This window comes from Citrobacter sp. wls708 (assembly GCF_005281255.1).
GTDB lineage: Bacteria > Pseudomonadota > Gammaproteobacteria > Enterobacterales > Enterobacteriaceae > Citrobacter > Citrobacter werkmanii.
In genome coordinates this window covers 721710-741919 of sequence record NZ_SZXE01000015.1, presented here as the reverse complement: position 1 = coordinate 741919, position 20210 = coordinate 721710, and the positions used below count along the sequence as shown (strand labels likewise).

The 20210-nt window shown below is 52.9% G+C and carries 17 protein-coding genes, 9 tRNA genes and 1 other RNA gene; 15 read left to right on the top strand and 12 right to left on the bottom strand.

Annotated features, from left to right (window positions below):
* Positions 1–148 precede the first annotated feature (148 nt).
* From xapA to FDW97_RS08795, 3 genes are all read left to right on the top strand, one after another.
* Complete coding sequence (gene xapA / locus FDW97_RS08805) at positions 149–982, top strand: xanthosine phosphorylase (protein ID WP_038642464.1); 834 nt, start codon at positions 149–151, stop codon at positions 980–982.
* Positions 983–1040: 58 nt separating this feature from the next.
* Positions 1041–2297, top strand: a complete 1257-nt coding sequence (locus FDW97_RS08800) for a nucleoside permease (protein WP_042306957.1) — start codon at positions 1041–1043, stop codon at positions 2295–2297.
* An 89-nt stretch (positions 2298–2386) separates the two neighbouring features.
* Complete coding sequence (locus FDW97_RS08795) at positions 2387–3271, top strand: LysR family transcriptional regulator (protein WP_038642460.1); 885 nt, start codon at positions 2387–2389, stop codon at positions 3269–3271.
* A 148-nt stretch (positions 3272–3419) separates the two neighbouring features.
* Here the strand turns inward: FDW97_RS08795 and FDW97_RS08790 are convergent.
* From FDW97_RS08790 to FDW97_RS08765, 6 genes are all read right to left on the bottom strand, one after another.
* Positions 3420–3553, bottom strand: a non-coding RNA gene (locus FDW97_RS08790) — RtT sRNA.
* A 22-nt stretch (positions 3554–3575) separates the two neighbouring features.
* A tRNA-Lys gene (locus FDW97_RS08785) sits at positions 3576–3651 on the bottom strand.
* Between the two features lie 4 nt (positions 3652–3655).
* Positions 3656–3731 (bottom strand) — tRNA-Val (locus FDW97_RS08780).
* A 46-nt stretch (positions 3732–3777) separates the two neighbouring features.
* Positions 3778–3853: transfer RNA gene (locus tag FDW97_RS08775), tRNA-Val, on the bottom strand.
* Positions 3854–3899: 46 nt separating this feature from the next.
* Positions 3900–3975 (bottom strand) — tRNA-Val (locus FDW97_RS08770).
* A gap of 47 nt (positions 3976–4022) precedes the next feature.
* Positions 4023–4098: transfer RNA gene (locus tag FDW97_RS08765), tRNA-Val, on the bottom strand.
* A gap of 258 nt (positions 4099–4356) precedes the next feature.
* On the opposite strand from FDW97_RS08765, the gene gltX reads away from it, so the two are divergent.
* Positions 4357–5772: a glutamate--tRNA ligase gene (gene gltX / locus FDW97_RS08760; RefSeq protein WP_038642458.1), complete on the top strand. Its 1416-nt coding sequence runs from the start codon at positions 4357–4359 to the stop codon at positions 5770–5772.
* A 56-nt stretch (positions 5773–5828) separates the two neighbouring features.
* Here gltX and FDW97_RS08755 read toward each other — a convergent pair whose 3' ends face one another.
* Both FDW97_RS08755 and FDW97_RS08750 read right to left on the bottom strand, forming a co-directional pair.
* Positions 5829–6221, bottom strand: coding sequence for a YfeC-like transcriptional regulator (locus FDW97_RS08755; protein WP_038642449.1), 393 nt, complete (start codon positions 6219–6221; stop codon positions 5829–5831).
* 1 nt (position 6222) lies between these two features.
* The gene (locus FDW97_RS08750; RefSeq protein WP_006683575.1) at positions 6223–6585 is read right to left on the bottom strand and encodes a YfeC-like transcriptional regulator; all 363 of its coding nucleotides are present in this window, start codon (positions 6583–6585) and stop codon (positions 6223–6225) included.
* Positions 6586–6806: 221 nt separating this feature from the next.
* Here FDW97_RS08750 and FDW97_RS08745 point away from each other — a divergent pair.
* From FDW97_RS08745 to FDW97_RS08730, 4 genes are all read left to right on the top strand, one after another.
* Positions 6807–6882 (top strand) — tRNA-Ala (locus FDW97_RS08745).
* A 42-nt stretch (positions 6883–6924) separates the two neighbouring features.
* Positions 6925–7000, top strand: a tRNA-Ala gene (locus FDW97_RS08740).
* Between the two features lie 42 nt (positions 7001–7042).
* Positions 7043–7118: transfer RNA gene (locus FDW97_RS08735), tRNA-Ala, on the top strand.
* Positions 7119–7160: 42 nt separating this feature from the next.
* Positions 7161–7236: transfer RNA gene (locus tag FDW97_RS08730), tRNA-Ala, on the top strand.
* Positions 7237–7386: 150 nt separating this feature from the next.
* Here the strand turns inward: FDW97_RS08730 and nupC are convergent.
* Positions 7387–8589: a nucleoside permease NupC gene (gene nupC / locus FDW97_RS08725; protein ID WP_038642445.1), complete on the bottom strand. Its 1203-nt coding sequence runs from the start codon at positions 8587–8589 to the stop codon at positions 7387–7389.
* 344 nt (positions 8590–8933) lie between these two features.
* Here nupC and FDW97_RS08720 point away from each other — a divergent pair, with 344 nt between their 5' ends.
* The gene (locus FDW97_RS08720) at positions 8934–10172 is read left to right on the top strand and encodes an Nramp family divalent metal transporter (RefSeq protein WP_038642443.1); all 1239 of its coding nucleotides are present in this window, start codon (positions 8934–8936) and stop codon (positions 10170–10172) included.
* A gap of 32 nt (positions 10173–10204) precedes the next feature.
* Here the strand turns inward: FDW97_RS08720 and ypeC are convergent, their stop codons facing one another.
* Both ypeC and mgrA read right to left on the bottom strand, forming a co-directional pair.
* Positions 10205–10531, bottom strand: a complete 327-nt coding sequence (ypeC, locus tag FDW97_RS08715; protein ID WP_003834889.1) for a DUF2502 domain-containing protein YpeC — start codon at positions 10529–10531, stop codon at positions 10205–10207.
* Between the two features lie 137 nt (positions 10532–10668).
* Positions 10669–11658: an L-glyceraldehyde 3-phosphate reductase gene (gene mgrA, locus FDW97_RS08710; RefSeq protein ID WP_069324508.1), complete on the bottom strand. Its 990-nt coding sequence runs from the start codon at positions 11656–11658 to the stop codon at positions 10669–10671.
* Positions 11659–11842: 184 nt separating this feature from the next.
* On the opposite strand from mgrA, the gene FDW97_RS08705 reads away from it, so the two are divergent.
* Positions 11843–13495 (top strand): alpha-keto acid decarboxylase family protein, encoded by a 1653-nt coding sequence (locus FDW97_RS08705; protein ID WP_137350918.1) that lies wholly within the window; start codon positions 11843–11845, stop codon positions 13493–13495.
* Here FDW97_RS08705 and FDW97_RS08700 read toward each other — a convergent pair whose 3' ends face one another.
* Entirely contained in the window at positions 13496–14731 is a 1236-nt protein-coding gene (locus FDW97_RS08700) for an ion channel protein (protein ID WP_137347728.1), read from the bottom strand. It lies immediately after the preceding gene.
* Positions 14732–14935: 204 nt separating this feature from the next.
* Here FDW97_RS08700 and glk point away from each other — a divergent pair, with 204 nt between their 5' ends.
* The 5 genes from glk to ypdE all read left to right on the top strand — a co-directional run bounded on the left by glk (position 14936) and on the right by ypdE (position 20196).
* Positions 14936–15901 (top strand): glucokinase, encoded by a 966-nt coding sequence (glk, locus tag FDW97_RS08695; protein ID WP_137350917.1) that lies wholly within the window; start codon positions 14936–14938, stop codon positions 15899–15901.
* 557 nt (positions 15902–16458) lie between these two features.
* Complete coding sequence (locus FDW97_RS08685) at positions 16459–16785, top strand: PTS fructose transporter subunit IIB (RefSeq protein WP_003028254.1); 327 nt, start codon at positions 16459–16461, stop codon at positions 16783–16785.
* A gap of 20 nt (positions 16786–16805) precedes the next feature.
* Complete coding sequence (locus FDW97_RS08680; RefSeq protein WP_038642433.1) at positions 16806–18053, top strand: PTS fructose transporter subunit IIC; 1248 nt, start codon at positions 16806–16808, stop codon at positions 18051–18053.
* A 17-nt stretch (positions 18054–18070) separates the two neighbouring features.
* On the top strand, positions 18071–19156 hold the full coding sequence (gene ypdF / locus FDW97_RS08675) for an aminopeptidase (protein ID WP_137350916.1): 1086 nt from the start codon (positions 18071–18073) through the stop codon (positions 19154–19156).
* Positions 19156–20196, top strand: coding sequence for an aminopeptidase (gene ypdE, locus FDW97_RS08670; protein ID WP_085047782.1), 1041 nt, complete (start codon positions 19156–19158; stop codon positions 20194–20196). The genes ypdF and ypdE overlap by 1 nt, the downstream gene beginning before the upstream one ends.
* The last annotated feature ends 14 nt before the right edge of the window (positions 20197–20210 follow it).

Genomic DNA, 20210 nt, shown 5'->3' with positions numbered 1-20210 from the left:
GTGAATTCAAACCAGTTTAGCGTACCTCATCGATACCGATTTACTATCGCTTGTCGGGATAAACGGTATTGGTAATCGATTGCGTAGTCCCGCTATAACAGTGTGGTACGCGACGTTATTTTCGATTACTCAGTATTAAGGATATCTCATGAGCCACTCTCTTTTCTCGCAAAATCCCTGGTACAGCGCCGATATTATTCGTGGCTATAAGCCGGATTTCACTCCTCGCGTCGCTTTTATTCTTGGCTCAGGCCTGGGCGCGTTGGCGGATCAAATTGAGGATGCGGTGGCCATTTCTTACGAGAAACTTCCCGGGTTCCCGGTGAGCACCGTTCACGGTCATGCCGGTGAACTGGTGTTGGGAAATCTGGCAGGTATTCCGGTGGCCTGTATGAAAGGGCGTGGACATTTCTATGAAGGGCGCGGTATGACGGTGATGACCGATGCCATTCGCACACTGAAGCTGCTGGGCTGTGAACTGTTATTTTGTACCAACGCCGCAGGCTCCCTCCGCCCTGAAGTTGGGCCGGGTAGTCTGGTTGCGCTTAGCGATCACATCAATACGATGCCAGGTACACCGATGGTGGGACTTAACGATGAGCGTTTTGGCGAGCGATTCTTTTCGCTGGCGAATGCCTATGATGCTGACTATCGTGCAATCCTGCAAACCGTTGCCGCAGAAGAAGGTTTCCCGCTGAGCGAAGGCGTATTTGTCTCTTATCCGGGACCAAACTTTGAAACCGCGGCAGAAATTCGCATGATGCAAATCATTGGTGGCGATGTCGTGGGGATGTCGGTGGTGCCTGAAGTTATCTCTGCCCGCCATTGCGGTCTGAAAGTGGTTGCGGTCGCAGCTATCACTAACCTGGCGGAAGGTTTGGGCGATGTGAAATTATCTCACGCGCAGACGCTGGCGGCAGCGGAACTCTCCCGGCAGAACTTTATCAATCTGATCTGCGGCTTTTTGCGCAAACTGGCCTGAATAATTAAAAATTGACCCCGCTTGCGGGGTCTTACTTTTTTGGCAAGGAACGGAAAAAATGGGTATCGCATCTCGCTTAAAGCTCATGTCGTTTTTGCAATATTTCATCTGGGGGAGCTGGCTGGTTACCCTGGGTTCTTACATGATTAATACCCTGGATTTTACCGGCGCGAATGTGGGTATGGTCTACAGTTCGAAAGGGCTGGCAGCGATTATCATGCCGGGCATAATGGGGATCATTGCCGATAAATGGCTACGCGCCGAACGCGCCTACATGCTTTGCCATCTTGTCTGCGCGGGTGTGTTGCTATATGCCACTACCGTTACCGATCCGCAGACCATGTTCTGGGTGATGTTGGTTAACGCGATGGCATATATGCCGACGATTGCGTTATCGAACAGTGTTTCCTACTCGTGTCTGGCGCAATCGGGTCAGGACCCGGTCACCGCTTTCCCACCCATTCGCGTGTTTGGCACTATAGGGTTTATTGTGGCCATGTGGACGGTGAGTCTGATGGGACTGGAACTGAGCAGTGCGCAACTGTATATCGCTTCTGGCGCATCGTTGCTGCTGGCTCTGTATGCGCTGACGTTGCCGAAAATTCCGGTTGCCGAGAAGAAAGCGAACACAACGCTTGCCAGCAAGCTTGGGCTGGATGCTTTTGTCTTGTTTAAAAATCCACGTATGGCAATCTTCTTTTTGTTTGCGATGATGTTGGGGGCGGTACTGCAAATTACTAATGTCTTTGGCAATCCGTTCCTGCATGATTTTGCTCGTAATCCTGAGTTTGCCGACAGTTTTGTGGTGAAGTATCCCTCTATCTTGCTTTCAGTTTCACAGATGGCGGAAGTGGGCTTTATCCTGACTATCCCGTTCTTCCTCAAACGCTTTGGTATTAAAACGGTAATGCTGATGAGCATGCTGGCGTGGACGCTGCGCTTTGGTTTTTTTGCCTTTGGCGATCCGTCCCCGGTCGGCTTTGTGATGCTGCTGATGTCGATGATTGTCTATGGTTGCGCGTTTGATTTCTTCAATATTTCAGGATCGGTGTTTGTAGAGCAGGAAGTGAGTTCTAACATTCGCGCCAGTGCGCAGGGGCTGTTTATGACGATGGTCAATGGCGTGGGCGCTTGGGTTGGCTCAATCCTGAGCGGGATGGCGGTAGATTACTTCTCTGTCGATGGCGTTAAGGACTGGCAGACTATCTGGTTAGTCTTTGCCGCGTATGCGTTAGCGCTTGCGGTTATCTTTGCGTTGTTCTTCAAATATAAACATGACCCTGAACGACGGGTGCAGAAATCACTGGCACATTAACGGCGGGGCCTGCTACCCGCTGTTTCATGTTCTGTGCTGCGATGTGGTAACTTTGCGCATTATCCTTTGTCCTCAGGAGCGCATTATCCATGGAACGCACGCACCGTATCGATCTGAAGTTACTGCGTTATTTTCTTGCTGTCGCAGAAGAACTGCATTTTGGACGCGCTGCTGCTCGCCTGAATATGTCGCAACCGCCGCTCAGTACGCATATTAAAGAGCTGGAACAACAACTCGGCACTTTGCTGTTTATCCGACATTCCCGCAGTGTAGCCTTAACACATGCCGGAAAAATTTTGATGGAAGAGTCGCGCCGATTGCTATCCAGTGCGAATCAGGCGCTGGCGAGGGTAGAGCAAATTGGTCGCGGCGACGCAGGGCGGATTGAGCTGGGTGTTATCGGTACGGCGATGTGGGGAAAAATGCGTCCAGTGATGCGGCGTTTCTTAAAAGATAACCCTAACGTTGAGGTGCTGTTTCGCGAGAATATGCCTGCCATGCAGATGACGATGCTGGAGCGACGTGAGCTGGATGCGGGAATTTGGCGGATGGCGACAGAACCTTCGCCTGGATTCACCAGCCTACGTTTGCACGAATCCTCTTTTCTGGTGGCGATGCCAGAAGAGCATCCCCTGGCAGAACTTGCCGCGATACCATTGGAAGCGTTGCGGAACGAATATTTTGTCACAATGCCGTCCATTCATACCGACTGGGCATTTTTACAGCGCGTTTGCCTAAGCGCCGGATTTTCACCAATGATTATTCGCGAGGTGAAGGAGCCACAAACGGTGTTGGCGATGATCAGTATGGGAGTTGGAATTACGTTGATTGCAGACAGTTATGCACAAATGAGCTGGCCGGGTGTGGTGTTCCGTCCGTTAGAGGAACGTATTCCGGCGGATTTGTATATTGTGTATGACCAGCAGCAGGCAACGCCCGCGCTGGAGAAACTGGTGGCGGCGTTGATGGTATGATGTCTGCGCCGGATGGCGACTAACGTCTTATCCGGCCTACGCGTGTGGTGTTGCCTGTAGGCCTGATAAGCGCAGCGCATCAGGTAAGCAGATTCGAATCTTTCATATCGCAGATAGCAAAAAGGCGCCGCCAGCGCCCTTTTTACATTGGTGGGTCGTGCAGGATGACTCGCTTCGCTCGCCCTTCGGGTCGTCGCTGTAAACGGCTCCGTTGTCTCACTACGTTCGACCCGAACCTGCTGCAGGTTCGAATCGTTGAATTTTGCGCATAGCAAAAAGGCGCCTTTAGGGCGCCTTTTTACATTGGTGGGTCGTGCAGGATTCGAACCTGCGACCAATTGATTAAAAGTCAACTGCTCTACCAACTGAGCTAACGACCCGAAGTGGTGGGTGATGACGGGATCGAACCGCCGACCCCCTCCTTGTAAGGGAGGTGCTCTCCCAGCTGAGCTAATCACCCACTTCGGTACTTCATATTTTAACAAGAAATCCAGCTGGCGAGAAAGTGGTGGGTGATGACGGGATCGAACCGCCGACCCCCTCCTTGTAAGGGAGGTGCTCTCCCAGCTGAGCTAATCACCCACTTCGGTACTTCATATTTTAACAAGAAATCCAGCTGGCGAGAAAGTGGTGGGTGATGACGGGATCGAACCGCCGACCCCCTCCTTGTAAGGGAGGTGCTCTCCCAGCTGAGCTAATCACCCACTTCTCAATTTCTTGTTTTTACACGGCGGAGACTACATAAAGTAGTTGGTGGGTGATGACGGGTTCGAACCGCCGACCCCCTCCTTGTAAGGGAGGTGCTCTCCCAGCTGAGCTAATCACCCCCGCTGTGTGGAGTCGCATTATAGGGAGAGTTGAAAATGAGTCAACGCATTTTCAAAAGAAATTGTTCGTTCGTCGTAAATTTAAACAAAACGATCGCAAAACAATCCATGCAGCATGATTTGTATACGAAAATGGCAAAGCGTGATGTTCCAACCCGATCAACATTGAGGAATCAGACCACAGTGATAGAATACGAGCCTGATAATCTTCCCTGGATTTGCCGGTTGTCGGCATCTTTATAAACGTAAGGCCATTTCATGAAAATCAAAACTCGCTTCGCGCCAAGCCCGACAGGTTACCTGCACGTCGGCGGTGCGCGCACTGCTCTTTATTCCTGGCTTTTTGCACGTAACCATGGCGGTGAGTTTGTGCTGCGTATTGAAGACACCGATCTCGAACGCTCCACGCCGGAAGCTATTGAAGCCATTATGGATGGTATGAACTGGCTGAATCTGGAATGGGATGAAGGCCCGTACTTCCAGACCAAACGTTTTGATCGCTACAACGCTGTTATTGATGAAATGCTGGAAGCAGGCACCGCATATAAGTGCTACTGCTCCAAAGAGCGTCTGGATGCGCTGCGCGAAGAGCAGATGGCGAACGGTGAGAAGCCGCGTTACGACGGCCGCTGCCGCCACGGTCATGAGCACCATGCCGCCGATGAACCGTGCGTGGTGCGTTTTGCCAACCCGCAGGACGGTTCCGTTATTTTTGACGATCAGATCCGTGGGCCGATCGAATTCAGCAACCAGGAGCTGGACGATCTGATCATCCGCCGTACCGACGGCTCCCCAACCTACAACTTCTGCGTGGTTGTCGATGACTGGGATATGGAAATCACTCACGTTATTCGTGGCGAAGACCATATCAACAACACCCCGCGTCAGATCAATATCCTGAAAGCGCTGAATGCGCCGGTGCCGGTTTACGCGCACGTGTCGATGATCAACGGCGACGACGGTAAAAAACTCTCTAAACGTCACGGTGCGGTCAGCGTGATGCAATACCGCGATGACGGCTATCTGCCGGAAGCGCTGCTGAACTATCTGGTGCGCCTGGGCTGGTCCAGCGGCGATCAGGAAATTTTCACCCGTGAAGAGATGATTAAACTGTTCTCCCTCGGTGCGGTGAGCAAGTCTGCGAGCGCGTTCAACACTGAAAAATTGCAGTGGCTGAACCATCACTACATTAATGCGCTGGCACCGGAATATGTGGCAACGCATCTGCAGTGGCACATTGAGCAGGAAAATATCGATACTCGCGTTGGGCCTCAACTGTCTGAGCTGGTGAAACTGCTGGGCGAGCGTTGCAAGACGCTGAAAGAAATGGCGCAGAGCTGCCGCTACTTCTATGAAGACTTTGCTGAGTTCGACGCTGACGCGGCGAAGAAACACCTGCGTCCGGTTGCGCGTCAGCCGCTGGAAGTGGTTCGCGACAAACTGGCCGCCATTACCGAATGGACGGCAGAAAACGTCCACCACGCGATTCAGGCAACCGCTGATGAGCTGGAAGTGGGCATGGGTAAAGTTGGGATGCCGCTGCGCGTCGCGGTAACCGGCGCGGGTCAGTCCCCGGCGTTAGACGTCACGGTGCATGCGATTGGCAAATCCCGCAGCGTTGAGCGTATTAACAAAGCACTGGCGTTTATTGCAGAGCGTGAAAGTCAGCAGTAATTCTGACTGATTGATGACACAACGGCAGGATGCGCTCCTGCCGTTTTTTTTGCCTGTTATTCAGACTCATCAATGCCCAGACGAATAAGGAAATTACGAATCCCTTCGCGCGAGATATACATCGCCAGCTTTTCTTGTTCCGTTGGCGACATATTGTCCAGTGCGCTGATTATCTGGCGACAGGCATGGCTGCGTACTACATGGGTGTATTCTGCCAGCGGTTCTTCAGCCTGATAAAACTCAGGAGCTTTGCGAAAAGCGGGAACGTTGAGCAGAAACGTGCGGACACCGGAGTCAATATGAATAAGTCTTGCACGACCACCTTTAACGCCGGGAAATTTTTCGGTGGTCCAGTTTTGCTCTCTGATCCAACGATTGACGGTTTGTTTGGCTACCCCGAGACATTCCGCCAGCTCTTCGGTCGTCATTTTGCTGCGTAATTTTTTCATATTATTTGTTTTCGCGGATCCCTAAGCGTTGTAATAAACCCGTAATGCCTTCACGCAGGATCAATGACGTAAACATTTTCTGTTCTGATGGCGTCATCTCTTTGGCGAGTCTAATCAGCAGCGCCTCAATCGAAGTATCACCGGATAACGATAAGTTATCTGATAAACCTTCGGCTGAACGTTCAGCGCTGCGAATGTATTCACGAACTTGTTCGGTGACGTGAACCAGACGGGCTTTACCGCCCTGAACGCCTGGTTTTGGTGATGTAGCCCAACCTTCCTTGCGCACCCATTTATTGATGGTCTGTCGGCTGTATCCGGTCAGATTAGCAAGCTCTTCTGGCGTCATCCGTTCCTTGAACATAACGATTCCCTGAGTAGTCGTGGGGTTAATTAGTGGCTCATTTTATAGCACCATTTTAGTAGAAACCGTGACGCGTTTAACTACTGAATGCGAGTTGTTACGCAATGTTCTTCATTTGACTGCTTTTTCAGCGATTGAATTCTATGAGTTAATTTTGCCGTTGACACACGCGAAGGGAATTCATATGATGCCGCCCGTCAACTCGACAAGCTTTACGTGACGGGGCTATAGCTCAGCTGGGAGAGCGCTTGCATGGCATGCAAGAGGTCAGCGGTTCGATCCCGCTTAGCTCCACCAAATTTAATCCCAATAAATTTGGTATGTACGTAAAAGCATCGTGGGGCTATAGCTCAGCTGGGAGAGCGCTTGCATGGCATGCAAGAGGTCAGCGGTTCGATCCCGCTTAGCTCCACCAAATTTAATCCCAATAAATTTGGTATGTACGTAAAAGCATCGTGGGGCTATAGCTCAGCTGGGAGAGCGCTTGCATGGCATGCAAGAGGTCAGCGGTTCGATCCCGCTTAGCTCCACCAAATTTAATCCCAATAAATTTGGTATGTACGTAAAAGCATCGTGGGGCTATAGCTCAGCTGGGAGAGCGCTTGCATGGCATGCAAGAGGTCAGCGGTTCGATCCCGCTTAGCTCCACCAAAATTTAAACCCTCGCTGAAAAGCGGGGGTTTTTTGTTTTTACATCCTGCCAGTTCTCACCTTATATTTCTTTGGTTTGCTGAATAACACGCATAAAAAAACCGGGGAGAAAAACCTCCCCGGTCTTAACACGACAATGTTGTCTTAGGCTTACAGCACCAGTGCTGCGATGGATGCAGACAGTACGCTCACCAGCGTAGAGCCGTACACCAGCTTCAGACCAAAGCGGGAAACCACGTTACCTTGTTCTTCGTTCAGGCCTTTAATCGCGCCGGCGATAATCCCGATGGAAGAGAAGTTAGCGAAGGAGACCAGGAACACAGAGATGATGCCTTCAGCGCGTGGAGAGAGCGTAGAGGCGATTTTCTGCAGATCCATCATCGCGACGAATTCGTTAGAAACCAGTTTGGTTGCCATGATACTGCCCACCTGCAACGCTTCGCTGGACGGTACACCCATTACCCATGCAACCGGGTAGAAGATGTAGCCCAGGATGCCCTGGAAGGAGATGCTGTAGCCAAACCAACCGGTCACGGTAGCGAACAGGGCGTTCAGGGCGGCGATCAGCGCGATGAAACCAATCAGCATGGCTGCAACGATAATTGCCACTTTGAAACCTGCCAGGATGTATTCACCCAGCATTTCGAAGAAGCTCTGGCCTTCGTGCAGGTTAGACATCTGAATGTTTTCTTCGCTGGCATCAACGGTGTAGGGGTTGATCAGCGACAAGACGATAAAGGTGCTGAACATGTTCAGAACCAGCGCAGCAACCACGTACTTCGGCTCCAGCATGGTCATATACGCGCCGACGATAGACATGGAAACCGTCGACATCGCTGTCGCAGCCATGGTGTACATACGGTTGCGGGACATTTTGCCGAGAATATCTTTATAGGCGATAAAGTTCTCGGACTGACCCAGGATCAGGGAGCTGACGGCGTTAAAGGATTCCAGCTTACCCATACCGTTGACTTTAGATAACAGGAAACCAATCGCGCGGATGACAATTGGCAGAACGCGGATATGCTGCAAAATACCGATCAGCGCGGAAATGAAGACGATCGGGCAAAGCACTTTCAGGAAGAAGAATGCCAGGCCTTTGTCGTTCATGCTGCCGAAGACAAAGTTTGTCCCTTCATTAGCGAATCCGAGCAGTTTCTCAAACATCTCGGAGAAGCCTCTCACGAAGCCCAGACCGACATCAGAGTTCAGGAAGAACCATGCCAGTAACACTTCAATAACAAGCAGTTGAATAACATAACGAATGCGGATTTTTTTACGGTCACTGCTTACCAGCAGTGCGAGTACCGCAACCACGGCAAGGGCCAGGACAAAATGAAGAACGCGGTCCATATTTGCTCCAAATATGAGGCAGGTTTAGTTTTCGTGCACATTCTATGTAACAACCATAAAGAAAACGAGATCAAACACACACTATAATAAGGACCTGTGACGAGATTCAAAATTAGTGATCGGCGATACACTTCTGTTATGTTGAGTAGGGAAGTGAAAAGTTATGTCATTGTGCTAATCTAATAACAATAATTAAACATCTCACCGGTATTTCCAGAATCTTTATCGATCCATAGACAATCTCTATCAGAGAAATCAACTTCACCCATTAAAATGAATTTGATAATCATTCTCAATGGGCGTAGCTTGAAACATAGCAAAGGCTATGTTTCTGGGGCACTAAAATGACGAACGATCGCGTTGAGAGTAGCAGTGGACGGGCAGCGCGCAAGTTGAAGCTCGCATTAATGGGACCTGCGTTCATCGCGGCGATCGGTTATATCGATCCAGGTAACTTTGCCACCAATATCCAGGCAGGGGCCAGCTTTGGTTATAAATTGCTGTGGGTGGTGGTCTGGGCAAACCTGATGGCGATGCTGATTCAGGTGCTGTCGGCAAAACTGGGTATTGCCACGGGTAAAAACCTGGCAGAGCAAATTCGCGATCATTATCCTCGCCCGGTGGTGTGGTTTTACTGGGTGCAGGCTGAAATTATCGCCATGGCGACCGACCTTGCTGAGTTTATTGGCGCTGCGATTGGTTTCAAACTGATCCTGGGCGTTTCGTTATTGCAGGGGGCCGTGCTTACCGGCATCGCGACATTCTTAATTTTGATGCTGCAGCGCCGCGGGCAAAAGCCGCTGGAAAAAGTCATTGGCGGCCTGCTGCTGTTTGTCGCTGCGGCTTACATTGTGGAACTGATCTTTTCCCAACCGAACTTCGCGCAGCTTAGCAAGGGGATGATTATTCCCAGCCTGCCCAATTCGGAGGCTGTGTTCCTGGCCGCAGGCGTACTTGGCGCGACCATCATGCCGCACGTCATTTATCTGCACTCTTCCTTAACCCAGCATCTGCACGGCGGAACGCGCCAACAGCGCTATACGGCCACCAAATGGGATGTGGCTATCGCCATGACGATTGCCGGATTTGTGAACCTGGCGATGATGGCGACAGCTGCCGCCGCATTTCATTTTAGCGGGCATACCGGTATCGCCGATCTCGATCAAGCGTACCTGACCCTTGAACCGCTGTTGAGCCATGCGGCGGCGACGGTGTTTGGTTTAAGCCTGGTGGCAGCGGGACTGTCTTCTACTGTGGTCGGCACGCTGGCGGGGCAGGTGGTGATGCAGGGATTCATCCGCTTTCATATCCCATTATGGGTACGTCGCACCGTCACTATGATGCCATCATTTATTGTGATTCTGATGGGGCTGGATCCGACCCGTATTCTGGTGATGAGCCAGGTGTTGCTCAGTTTCGGGATTGCCCTTGCGCTGGTGCCGCTACTGATCTTTACCAGCAACGGCACATTGATGGGGGATTTGGTTAACACCGCCTGGGTCAAATACATTGGCTGGATGATTGTGGTGTTAGTGGTCGCGCTCAATATCTGGTTACTGGTGGGAACCGCGCTGGGTTTGTAAAAACAAAAGAGCCCGCAGGCTCTTTTGTTACATTAATGATGATGTTTGTGACCGCGCCCGCGACCGCGATGGTCGTCACGGTCATTCCAGCCTTCGCGATAGCCGCGCTCATAAGCTTTACGTTTATCCCAGCCACGATGATAGCCGTTGTCATGACGCCACCAACGATTTTTGCGCCACTCATAGTTATGATGCCAGTAATCCCGGTCGCGCCAGCGGCCGCCATCCCAGTAGTTACCGTAATTATCGCGATCGCCAATTTGCAATTTTATTGATGGCAGCAGGGTGATTTCGCCAGCGTTCGCGGCCAGCGGGGTAAAAGCCAATAAGACTGCCGCCAGAATCAGTGACCTGAACATGTTTACTCTCCTTCACGATCGAGCCGTAGCCGGCCTGTTAACGTAATATTACGGGGCAGTAAAGCCCCGTTTCATCGCCTTAACTCTTAAATCGCGAGCGAGAGCACTTTTTGTTAATAAATGTGTCTTTATTTCAATCAGCTCAGAATGGCATCAATCTCGGCGCACTCTTCGGCAGAGAAATGCCGGTTTGCCAGCATGCCAACGGCGTCTTCAATTTGCGCGGGTTTACTGGCGCCTATCAGCACGGAGGTGATCTTGTCTTCCCGTAATACCCACGCGAGCGCCATTTGAGAAAGTTTTTGTCCCCGGCGCTCTGCGAGCGCGTTCAGCGCACGGACCTTTTCCAGTTTTTGTGGCGTTAACTGGTCCGGGTTAAGAAAACGGCTGGAGCTTGCCGCGCGCGAGTCCGCAGGAATACCGTTCAGGTAGCGGTCGGTTAATTGCCCACCCGCCAGCGGTGAGAAGGCGATACTGCCAACACCCTTTTCCTGTAACAGCGACAGCAGGCCACTTTCGACCCAACGTTCAAACAGGGAATATTTAGGCTGGTGGATAAGGCAGGGGGTGCCTAAATCGTCGAGTATTTCAATCGCCTGCCTGGCAAGCTCAGCCGGATAGTTAGACAGCCCGACGTACAGCGCTTTCCCCTGACGGACAATATGATCCAGCGCGCGCATGGTTTCTCTGAGCGGCGTTTCAGGATCGGGCCGGTGATGATAGAAGATATCAACATACTCCAGCCCCAGGCGTTTGAGGCTTTGATCGAGGCTGGCAATCAGGTACTTGCGCGATCCCCAGTCGCCGTAGGGCCCCTCCCACATGGTGTAGCCCGCTTTGGTGGAGATGATCAGCTCATCCCGCCACGGTAAAAAATCTTCCTGCAGAATGCGGCCAAAATTTCGCTCCGCTGAGCCCGGCGGCGGGCCATAGTTATTCGCCAGGTCAAAATGAGTAATTCCCAGATCGAATGCGCGCTGTAACAGCGCACGACTGTTCTCTACCTGCGTGGCATCACCAAAATTATGCCACAAACCCAAAGAGACAATCGGCAACCTGAGACCGCTCTGGCCGCAGCGGCGATACTCCATTGTTTGATAGCGATTTTCATCAGCCTGATAAACCATGTAGCCTCCTGTTGGATAACGTGTGTCATTGAGTGTATACGTTTACACAAAGCAGACTGTAATGAATTTTTAATCGTCAAAACTGTACATCTTGCTTTCCACCCCCTTCACAGCAACTCCCCTGGACAGTCATCACAGTTCTTCGATACTCAACATTGAGGTTACCGTCAGAAGGATAGCTGTCATGCAAACCCAATATTCCGTTGCTGATTATCTGCTGGACAGGCTGGCAGGCTGTGGCGTCGGCCACCTCTTTGGTGTGCCTGGCGATTATAATTTGCAGTTTCTTGACCACGTGATTGAACATCCCAGCGTACGTTGGGTCGGGTGTGCGAACGAATTAAATGCGGCTTATGCTGCGGATGGCTATGCCCGGGTGGCAGGGGCGGGAGCTTTGCTCACCACGTTTGGCGTGGGGGAGTTAAGTGCGATCAACGGTATCGCGGGAAGCTATGCGGAATATGTTCCCGTTTTGCATATTGTCGGCGCGCCCTGTCGCGGTGCGCAGCGTCGTGGGGAACTGATGCATCACACCCTTGGCGACGGTGACTTTCAGCATTTTTACCGTATGCAGCAGGCTGTAACGACGGCCAGCGCAGTGCTGGATGAACAAAACGCCTGCTATGAAATTGATCGCGTGCTGCGGGCGATGTTAACTGAGCGCAGGCCGGGCTATTTGATGTTGCCTGCTGATGTGGCAAAACAGCCCGCCACGCCGCCGAATGACGCCCTGATTATTCCTCTGAGCGAACCGGAAAGCAGCGTGGCGGAAGCGTTTCGCTATTATGCCCGCGAGCGGCTATTGGACAGTCCGCGCGTAGCGCTGCTGGCCGACTTTCTCGCGCAGCGTTTTGGCTTACAGCCTGTATTGCAGCGTTGGATGGCGGAAACGCCGATGGCTCACGCCACGCTGTTGATGGGGAAAGGGTTATTTGATGAGCGTCACCCGGCGTTTGTCGGTACGTACAGCGCCGGAGCCAGTAGCGACTATGTGCGCCAGGCCATTGAAGATGCCGATACGATTATTTGCGTCGGTACACAATTTGTCGACACCCTGACCGCTGGGTTTACGCAACGGTTACCACCGGAGCGCACGATTGACGTTCAGCCCCATGCGTCACGTGTTGGTACCCAATGGTTTAACGTTCCGATGGAACAGGCCGTCACTACGTTACGCGAGTTGTGTCTGGAGATGTCGTTTTCACTGCCGCCCGAACGCCCGCCAGTTGGGCGTATCCAGGTTGAGAAGGGGCTGCTGACCCAGGAAAATTTCTGGCAAACGGTGCAACACTATCTGGCGCCGGATGACATCATCCTCGTCGACCAGGGAACGGCGGCATTTGGTGCGGCAGCGCTCTCGCTACCCAGCGGTGCGGAAGTCCTGGTCCAACCCCTGTGGGGTTCCATCGGCTACGCGCTCCCGGCGGCATTTGGCGCGCAAACGGCCTGCCCGGACCGCCGGGTGATCCTGATTATTGGCGATGGTGCAGCGCAACTCACTATCCAGGAACTGGGCTCTATGCTCAGGGACGGGCAATCACCGGTGATTTTACTGCTTAACAATGACGGCTATACCGTGGAGAGGGCCATTCACGGGGCAAATCAGCGTTATAACGACATCGCCGGATGGAACTGGACGCTGGTGCCGCAGGCGTTAAGTCATGAATGTCAGGCGGAATGCTGGCGAGTGAAGCAGGCGGTCCAACTGGAGGAAGTGCTGGCCCGGCTGTCCCGTCCGCAACGGTTGTCATTAATTGAAGTGGTGCTACCGAAAGCCGATCTTCCTGAGTTATTGCGCACGGTGACCCGTGCGCTGGAATCTCGCAACGGAGGATAGCTACTCCTCGGGACGGCTGGCGATCATCATTGGTTTTCCGGCCAATAAAAGCCAGGCGGGGAGCATAACGACGCAAAGCAGCGGCAGCAAAGTGGTGTCTGGCACCACGACTGCCGCCATAAACAGGCTCAGCCACGCGTCGCGGGTAACGACCAGCACCAGCCCGAGAATCGCGCAGGAGACCGTGATGGCTGCCGGAACGGCTTCAACATGGGCGTGCAGCATCAGACCCAGCGCGACACCCACGAAGACCGCCGGAAAAATTCGCCCGCCGCGAAAACCGCTCGCTGCTGCGACCACCAATGCCGCCAGTTTGATCACGGCAAGCAGCAAATAATCCGTTGTCCCCAGCGTCTGGCTAAACGCCATTTGCTGCATTTCATCCAGTCCCTTAAATAAGGTAAGCGGTCCGCCAATTACACCCAAAATACCGAGAATAAAACCACCAACCCCAAGGATCAGTACCGGGTGTTTAAGCCGATGTATTAAATGATGCAAGCGCGGTAGACACCAGACGGCCACCATGCCCGCGGCAATGGCGATAGCAGCAACGACCGCACCGCTGAGGATATCGATCAGATGCATTTGCGTATAGTGCGCGATGGGCAATGAAAAATGGGGATGAAAGAACAGGCTGGTGGTCAGTGAACCTGCGGCGGCGGCCATTAATGGCGCAAACAGGCGATCCCATAAAGGAACATCGTTCGAGCTATTCAGCGTTTGCGAAAACACCAACGCGGCGGCCACGGGAGTACCAAATAACGCCCCGATGGTGCCGGCAGAGGCGAGAATGGTCCAGTCCAGCTTAGCAATGCGCGGAAAGAGGCGGCTGCCAAGCGCCACTGCGAGGGCGATATTCACGGTCATGATGGGATGTTCCGGCCCTAAACTGACGCCGCCCGCCAGACCGAGGATTAGCGCCGCCAGCAGGCCTGGCAGCGCCGAAACGGCCACCGGCATTCCGATTAACGGTTCACAAGCCGGATCCGGACCAGCGTGGCCCCGGCTGTAGCGGATGACAAGCCCGACCATCAGTCCGGTTAACGTGAGCATACCGATGATCCACAGCGGAGAGTCCTGGGCAATTCCGATGCTAATCGGCAGACGCTCCCATAAAAATTGCTGTAAAACGGAAGCGACTTTCATCACAACCATCAACACCAGGCTGGACGCTATGCCAATGATTATCGCGGGAGTTGATAGCAAGAGCATCGTTCTGGCTCGCGGATGGAGCATTTTCAATTCCTTCAAACAGAGTCATAGATATAGTTTGCACAGCCTGCGCGACCGCATCGCTGCAAATGGTGCTGAAACGATAAAGTAATTGTGTGATCTGGATCGATTTTCTACGGGCATCAGCCTTCAGGCCGTTGTTGTTATGCCCCCATGAATTTACAGTGTGGCAAAGATTTATTCTGACTTTAGCGGAGCAGTGGAAGAATGACAAAATATGCTTTAGTAGGTGATGTTGGCGGCACCAACGCACGTCTTGCTCTGTGCGACATTGCCAGTGGCGAGATTTCGCAGGCAAAAACCTATTCCGGGCTGGATTACCCCAGTCTGGAGGCTGCGGTGCGCGTGTACCTGGATGAGCATAGCGTCAGCGTCGAAGATGGTTGCATTGCCATTGCCTGTCCGATCACCGGCGACTGGGTGGCAATGACCAACCATACCTGGGCATTCTCTATTGCTGAGATGAAAAAAAATCTGGGCTTTAGCCATCTGGAAATCATTAATGATTTCACCGCCGTGTCGATGGCAATCCCCATGCTGAAAAAAGAGCATTTGATCCAGTTTGGCGGCGCGGAACCTGTCGAAGGCAAACCGATTGCGGTGTATGGCGCGGGAACTGGCCTCGGCGTGGCGCATCTGGTGCATGTTGATAAACGCTGGGTAAGTCTGCCGGGTGAAGGCGGGCACGTGGATTTTGCGCCTAACAGCGAAGAAGAGGGGATTATCCTTGAGGTTCTGCGTGCGGAAATCGGTCATGTTTCTGCTGAACGTGTGCTCTCAGGACCCGGACTGGTGAACCTGTATCGCGCCATCGTCAAATCAGACGGCCGCCTGCCGGAAAATCTGCAGCCGAAGGATATCACCGCCCGTGCGCTGGAAGATTCCTGTATCGACTGCCGCCGCGCGCTGTCGCTGTTCTGTGTGATCATGGGCCGCTTTGGCGGCGATCTGGCGTTAACGCTGGGCACGTTTGGCGGCGTGTACATCGCTGGCGGGATCGTGCCGCGCTTCCTTGAATTCTTTAAAGCTTCCGGTTTCCGCGGTGGGTTTGAAGATAAAGGACGTTTTAAAGCCTACGTTCAGGATATTCCGGTGTATCTGATTGTGCATGATAATCCGGGCCTGCTTGGTTCTGGCGCACATTTGCGTCAGACGCTGGGGCATATTTTGTAAGGCCAATGTCGGATGGTATTTAGCAATCATCCGGCCTGTATTCCCACTAAACCGCGCTTCTGACGTAATGACGATCAGTTAACGACGAGCAATCGTCGTAACTATAGCTAAGAGCGGCATATCCGGAGGTAATGAATTTGTTGCCCCCGGTATTTGTTACGTTCACCTTATGTTTTTCACTTCTCTGAAACGATTACTCCCAGTGAACGTGTTAAGGGTACTATCGCCGTACCCTTAACAATCCCGCCGGGAGCCTGGGTTGCAAGGGAGGCGGCGGTGAGCCTCCCTTGCACGTTCACGGGTACCTGTGCTTCAGAAAAGTGAAAAGCTGAAGTGAACGGAACCCTGAGTCGCAATCACATGTTCTCCATAATGATTAACTGACAAGCATTACGCTACTGACGCGGTTTTTTTATGCCTGCCGCCCAGCTTTCCGACCTTCGTCACACTTCCTGATTACTGGATTATATGTCCAGTAAAAGCATTATTTGTCTGATAACGGTCGCTACTTGCCTCGGACCATAATTTCTCTCGTTAACTATTACGAGGAAATGAATATGAGCAAAAAATTGATTGCTGTCTGTGCGTGCCCAATGGGGCTGGCTCACACCTTTATGGCGGCGCAGGCGCTGGAAGAAGCGGCGGTTGAAGCCGGTTATGAAGTGAAAATCGAAACTCAGGGCGCTGACGGAATTCAAAATCGACTGACGGCGCAGGATATCGCTGAGGCGACGTTAATCATCCATTCAGTTGCCGTTACCCCGGAAGATAACGAGCGTTTCGAGTCGCGTGACGTCTACGAAATTACGCTACAGGACGCGATAAAAAATGCGGCCGGCATCATTAAAGAGATCGAAGAGATGGTTGCCGCTGAACAACAATAATCATCGACAGGGAACTACGTATGGCCATTAAAAAACGCAGTGCAACCGTTGTGCCAGGCGCATCTGGTGCGACAGCGGCAATAAAAAATCCACCGGCCTCCCGCAACAGCTTCTGGGGCGAACTTCCGCAACATGTGATGTCGGGTATTTCACGCATGGTGCCGACATTGATTATGGGCGGGGTAATTCTCGCCTTCTCGCAACTGATCGCTTATAGCTGGCTCGATATTCCTGCTGACACGGGCATCATGGATGCGTTGAACAGCGGAAAATTTACCGGTTTTAATCTCTCATTACTGAAGTTTGCCTGGTTGTCGCAATCTTTTGGCGGCGTGCTGTTTGGTTTTGCTATTCCGATGTTTGCCGCGTTCGTTGCCAATTCGATTGGCGGCAAACTGGCGTTTCCGGCGGGGTTCATCGGTGGGCTGATGTCTACTCAGCCTACCCAGATGCTGAATTTTGACCCATCGACGCTGCAATGGGTAACCAGTGCTCCCGTGCCTTCCACCTTTATTGGCGCGCTCATTATCTCGATCGTTGCCGGGTATCTGGTGAAGTGGATGAACCAAAAAATCCAGCTCCCTGATTTCCTGCTGGCGTTCAAAACCACCTTTTTGCTACCCATTCTCTCCGCCATTTTCGTCATGCTGGCGATGTATTACGTAATCACGCCGTTTGGCGGCTGGATCAACGGTGGAATTCGTACTCTGCTGACCGCAGCAGGAGAGAAAGGGACGCTGATGTATGCGATGGGGATTTCCGCGGCAACGGCCATCGACCTCGGGGGGCCGATTAATAAAGCTGCTGGATTTGTCGCCTTCAGCTTTACCACCGATCACGTTCTGCCGGTCACCGCGCGCTCTATTGCGATTGTGATTCCGCCGATTGGTCTCGGGCTGGCAACGCTGCTTGACCGCCGCTTAACGGGGAAACGTCTGTTCAGCGCCCAGCTCTACCCGCAGGGAAAAACGGCAATGTTCCTCGCATTTATGGGCATCAGCGAAGGGGCTATCCCGTTTGCGCTGGAAAGCCCCATCACGGCAATTCCCTCTTACATGGTTGGCGCCATTGTCGGATCGACGGCTGCCGTCTGGCTGGGGGCGGTGCAATGGTTCCCTGAGTCGGCTATCTGGGCATGGCCGCTGGTGACCAATCTCGGTGTCTATATGGCAGGGATCCTGTTAGGTGCGGTGATTACGGCGCTGATGGTGGTGTTCCTGCGCCATCTGATGTACCGCAAAGGCAAATTGCTGATTGAAAGCCTCTGATCAAAAGGATTGTAACCATGAGCTTACTTGCCTCGCTGCGTGACTGGTTAACGGCGCAACATCTCGATGCGATGCTGCTGTCATCGCGGCAGAATAAACAGCCACATATGGGGATCTCCAGCAGTTCAGGGTATGTGTTTATCAGCCATGAAAGCGCGCATATCCTGGTCGATGCCCGTTATTACACTGATGTCGCTACGCGTACCCAGGGCTACCAGATCCATCTCCTCGATGGCACACAGACGCTGTATTCGCGGGTGAATCACATCATTGCTGACGAAAAGCTGCAGACGGTGGGGTTCGAAGGCGAGCAGGTAAGCTGGGAAACGGCACAGGCCTGGGCAGGCAAACTGCATGGACGGCTGGTCAGCGCCGTGCCGGACGTGCTTCGGCAGGTGAAAACGGCCCAGGAAATAGCCAGTATCCGTGAAGCCTGTCGGATTGCCGACCTCAGCGCTGAACATATACGGCGGTTTATTCAACCCGGTCTGAGTGAGCGCGAGATTGCCGCCGAACTGGAGTGGTTTATGCGCACGCTTGGCGCAGACAAAGCTTCTTTTGACACCATTGTCGCCAGCGGCTGGCGCGGGGCGCTGCCGCATGGCAAAGCCAGCGATAAACGGGTTGCAGCAGGTGAATTCATTACGCTGGATTTTGGCGCGCAGTATCAGGGCTATTGTTCGGATATGACGCGAACGTTTCGCATACCTGACGCCAGGCAACCAGCAGAAGACAGTGCGCTATTTTCGATTTATCAGGTTGTCCTGGAAGCGCAACTGGCGGCGGTAGCGGCAATTCGACCTGGCGCGCGTTGCAATGAGGTGGACGCCGCAGCCAGGCAAGTTATTACACAGGCGGGCTATGGTAATGCGTTTGGTCACAATACCGGACACGCTATCGGCATTGAAGTCCATGAGAACCCACGTTTTTCCCCTACCGATGAGACGCCTCTGGCGGCGGGAATGCTGCTCACCGTTGAACCAGGTATTTATCTGCCGGGGCAGGGCGGAGTGCGTATCGAGGACGTGGTGCTGGTTACGCCAGACGGCGGCGAGGTGCTCTACACCATGGCGAAAACATTGTTACACACGGGAGAGGCGTGATGGACTTATCGCTACTGAAGGCGCTGAGCGAGGCTGATGCGATCGCCTCCTCAGAACAGGAGGTGCGACAGATCTTGCTCGAAGAAGCAGATCGTCTGCACAAAGAAGTGCGCTTCGATGGGTTGGGATCGGTGTTGATCCGCCTGAATGAATCAACCGGTCCGAAGGTAATGATCTGCGCGCATATGGATGAAGTGGGATTTATTGTGCGCAGTATTTCCAGGGAAGGGGCGATCGATGTCTTGCCGGTGGGAAATGTGCGTATGGCGGCCAGACAGTTACAGCCAGTGCGGATTACCACCCGAGAAGAGAGCAAAATCCCGGGGCTGCTCGACGGAGATCGCAGTGGCAATGAGGTGAATGCGCTGCGGGTGGATATTGGCGCGCGGTCTTATGACGAAGTACTTCAGGCCGGCGTATGTCCAGGCGATCGCGTCACCTTTGACACGACTTTTCAGGTTTTGCCGCACCAACGCGTCATGGGCAAAGCCTTTGATGACCGACTTGGATGTTATTTGCTGATCGCGCTGCTGCGCGCATGGCATAACGCCATCCTTCCTTGCGAGGTGTGGCTGGTGGCCAGTTCCAGTGAAGAAGTGGGACTGCGCGGAGGGCAAACGGCAGCGCGTGCGGTTGCGCCCGATGTGGCGATCGTGCTGGATACAGCCTGCTGGGCGAAAAATTTTGATTATGGCGCGGCCAACCACCGACAGCTCGGCAAAGGCCCGATGCTGGTGCTGAGCGATAAATCGCTGATTGCGCCGCCAAAGCTGACGGCATGGATTGAAAGTGTAGCCACTGATGCGGGCATCCCGTTACAACTCGATATGTTCAGTAATGGCGGCACAGACGGCGGGGCCGTACACGTCAGCGGAACGGGGATCCCGACGGTTGTTATGGGGCCAGCTACGCGGTATGGGCACTGTGCGGCATCAATTGCCGACTGTCGTGACATCATCCAGACGCAGCAGTTGCTGTCGGCGCTTATTTCACATCTTACGTGCGAAACCGTGGCTCATCTGACGGACTTCAGGTGCTGATTTCGCGCTAATCA

Excerpts from the sequence above, each read along its gene's own strand:
- ypeC (WP_003834889.1), bottom strand. The coding sequence starts at position 10,531 with ATGTTCAGGTCACTGATTCTGGCGGCAGTCTTATTGGCTTTTACCCCG.
- FDW97_RS08680 (WP_038642433.1), top strand. The coding sequence starts at position 16,806 with ATGGCCATTAAAAAACGCAGTGCAACCGTTGTGCCAGGCGCATCTGGT.
- FDW97_RS08705 (WP_137350918.1), top strand. The coding sequence starts at position 11,843 with ATGCAAACCCAATATTCCGTTGCTGATTATCTGCTGGACAGGCTGGCA.
- FDW97_RS08795 (WP_038642460.1), top strand. The coding sequence starts at position 2,387 with ATGGAACGCACGCACCGTATCGATCTGAAGTTACTGCGTTATTTTCTT.
- nupC (WP_038642445.1), bottom strand. The coding sequence starts at position 8,589 with ATGGACCGCGTTCTTCATTTTGTCCTGGCCCTTGCCGTGGTTGCGGTA.
- ypdE (WP_085047782.1), top strand. The coding sequence starts at position 19,156 with ATGGACTTATCGCTACTGAAGGCGCTGAGCGAGGCTGATGCGATCGCC.
- FDW97_RS08720 (WP_038642443.1), top strand. The coding sequence starts at position 8,934 with ATGACGAACGATCGCGTTGAGAGTAGCAGTGGACGGGCAGCGCGCAAG.
- glk (WP_137350917.1), top strand. The coding sequence starts at position 14,936 with ATGACAAAATATGCTTTAGTAGGTGATGTTGGCGGCACCAACGCACGT.
- FDW97_RS08750 (WP_006683575.1), bottom strand. The coding sequence starts at position 6,585 with ATGTTCAAGGAACGGATGACGCCAGAAGAGCTTGCTAATCTGACCGGA.
- FDW97_RS08755 (WP_038642449.1), bottom strand. The coding sequence starts at position 6,221 with ATGAAAAAATTACGCAGCAAAATGACGACCGAAGAGCTGGCGGAATGT.
- FDW97_RS08685 (WP_003028254.1), top strand. The coding sequence starts at position 16,459 with ATGAGCAAAAAATTGATTGCTGTCTGTGCGTGCCCAATGGGGCTGGCT.
- mgrA (WP_069324508.1), bottom strand. The coding sequence starts at position 11,658 with ATGGTTTATCAGGCTGATGAAAATCGCTATCAAACAATGGAGTATCGC.
- xapA (WP_038642464.1), top strand. The coding sequence starts at position 149 with ATGAGCCACTCTCTTTTCTCGCAAAATCCCTGGTACAGCGCCGATATT.
- ypdF (WP_137350916.1), top strand. The coding sequence starts at position 18,071 with ATGAGCTTACTTGCCTCGCTGCGTGACTGGTTAACGGCGCAACATCTC.
- FDW97_RS08700 (WP_137347728.1), bottom strand. The coding sequence starts at position 14,731 with ATGCTCCATCCGCGAGCCAGAACGATGCTCTTGCTATCAACTCCCGCG.
- FDW97_RS08800 (WP_042306957.1), top strand. The coding sequence starts at position 1,041 with ATGGGTATCGCATCTCGCTTAAAGCTCATGTCGTTTTTGCAATATTTC.
- gltX (WP_038642458.1), top strand. The coding sequence starts at position 4,357 with ATGAAAATCAAAACTCGCTTCGCGCCAAGCCCGACAGGTTACCTGCAC.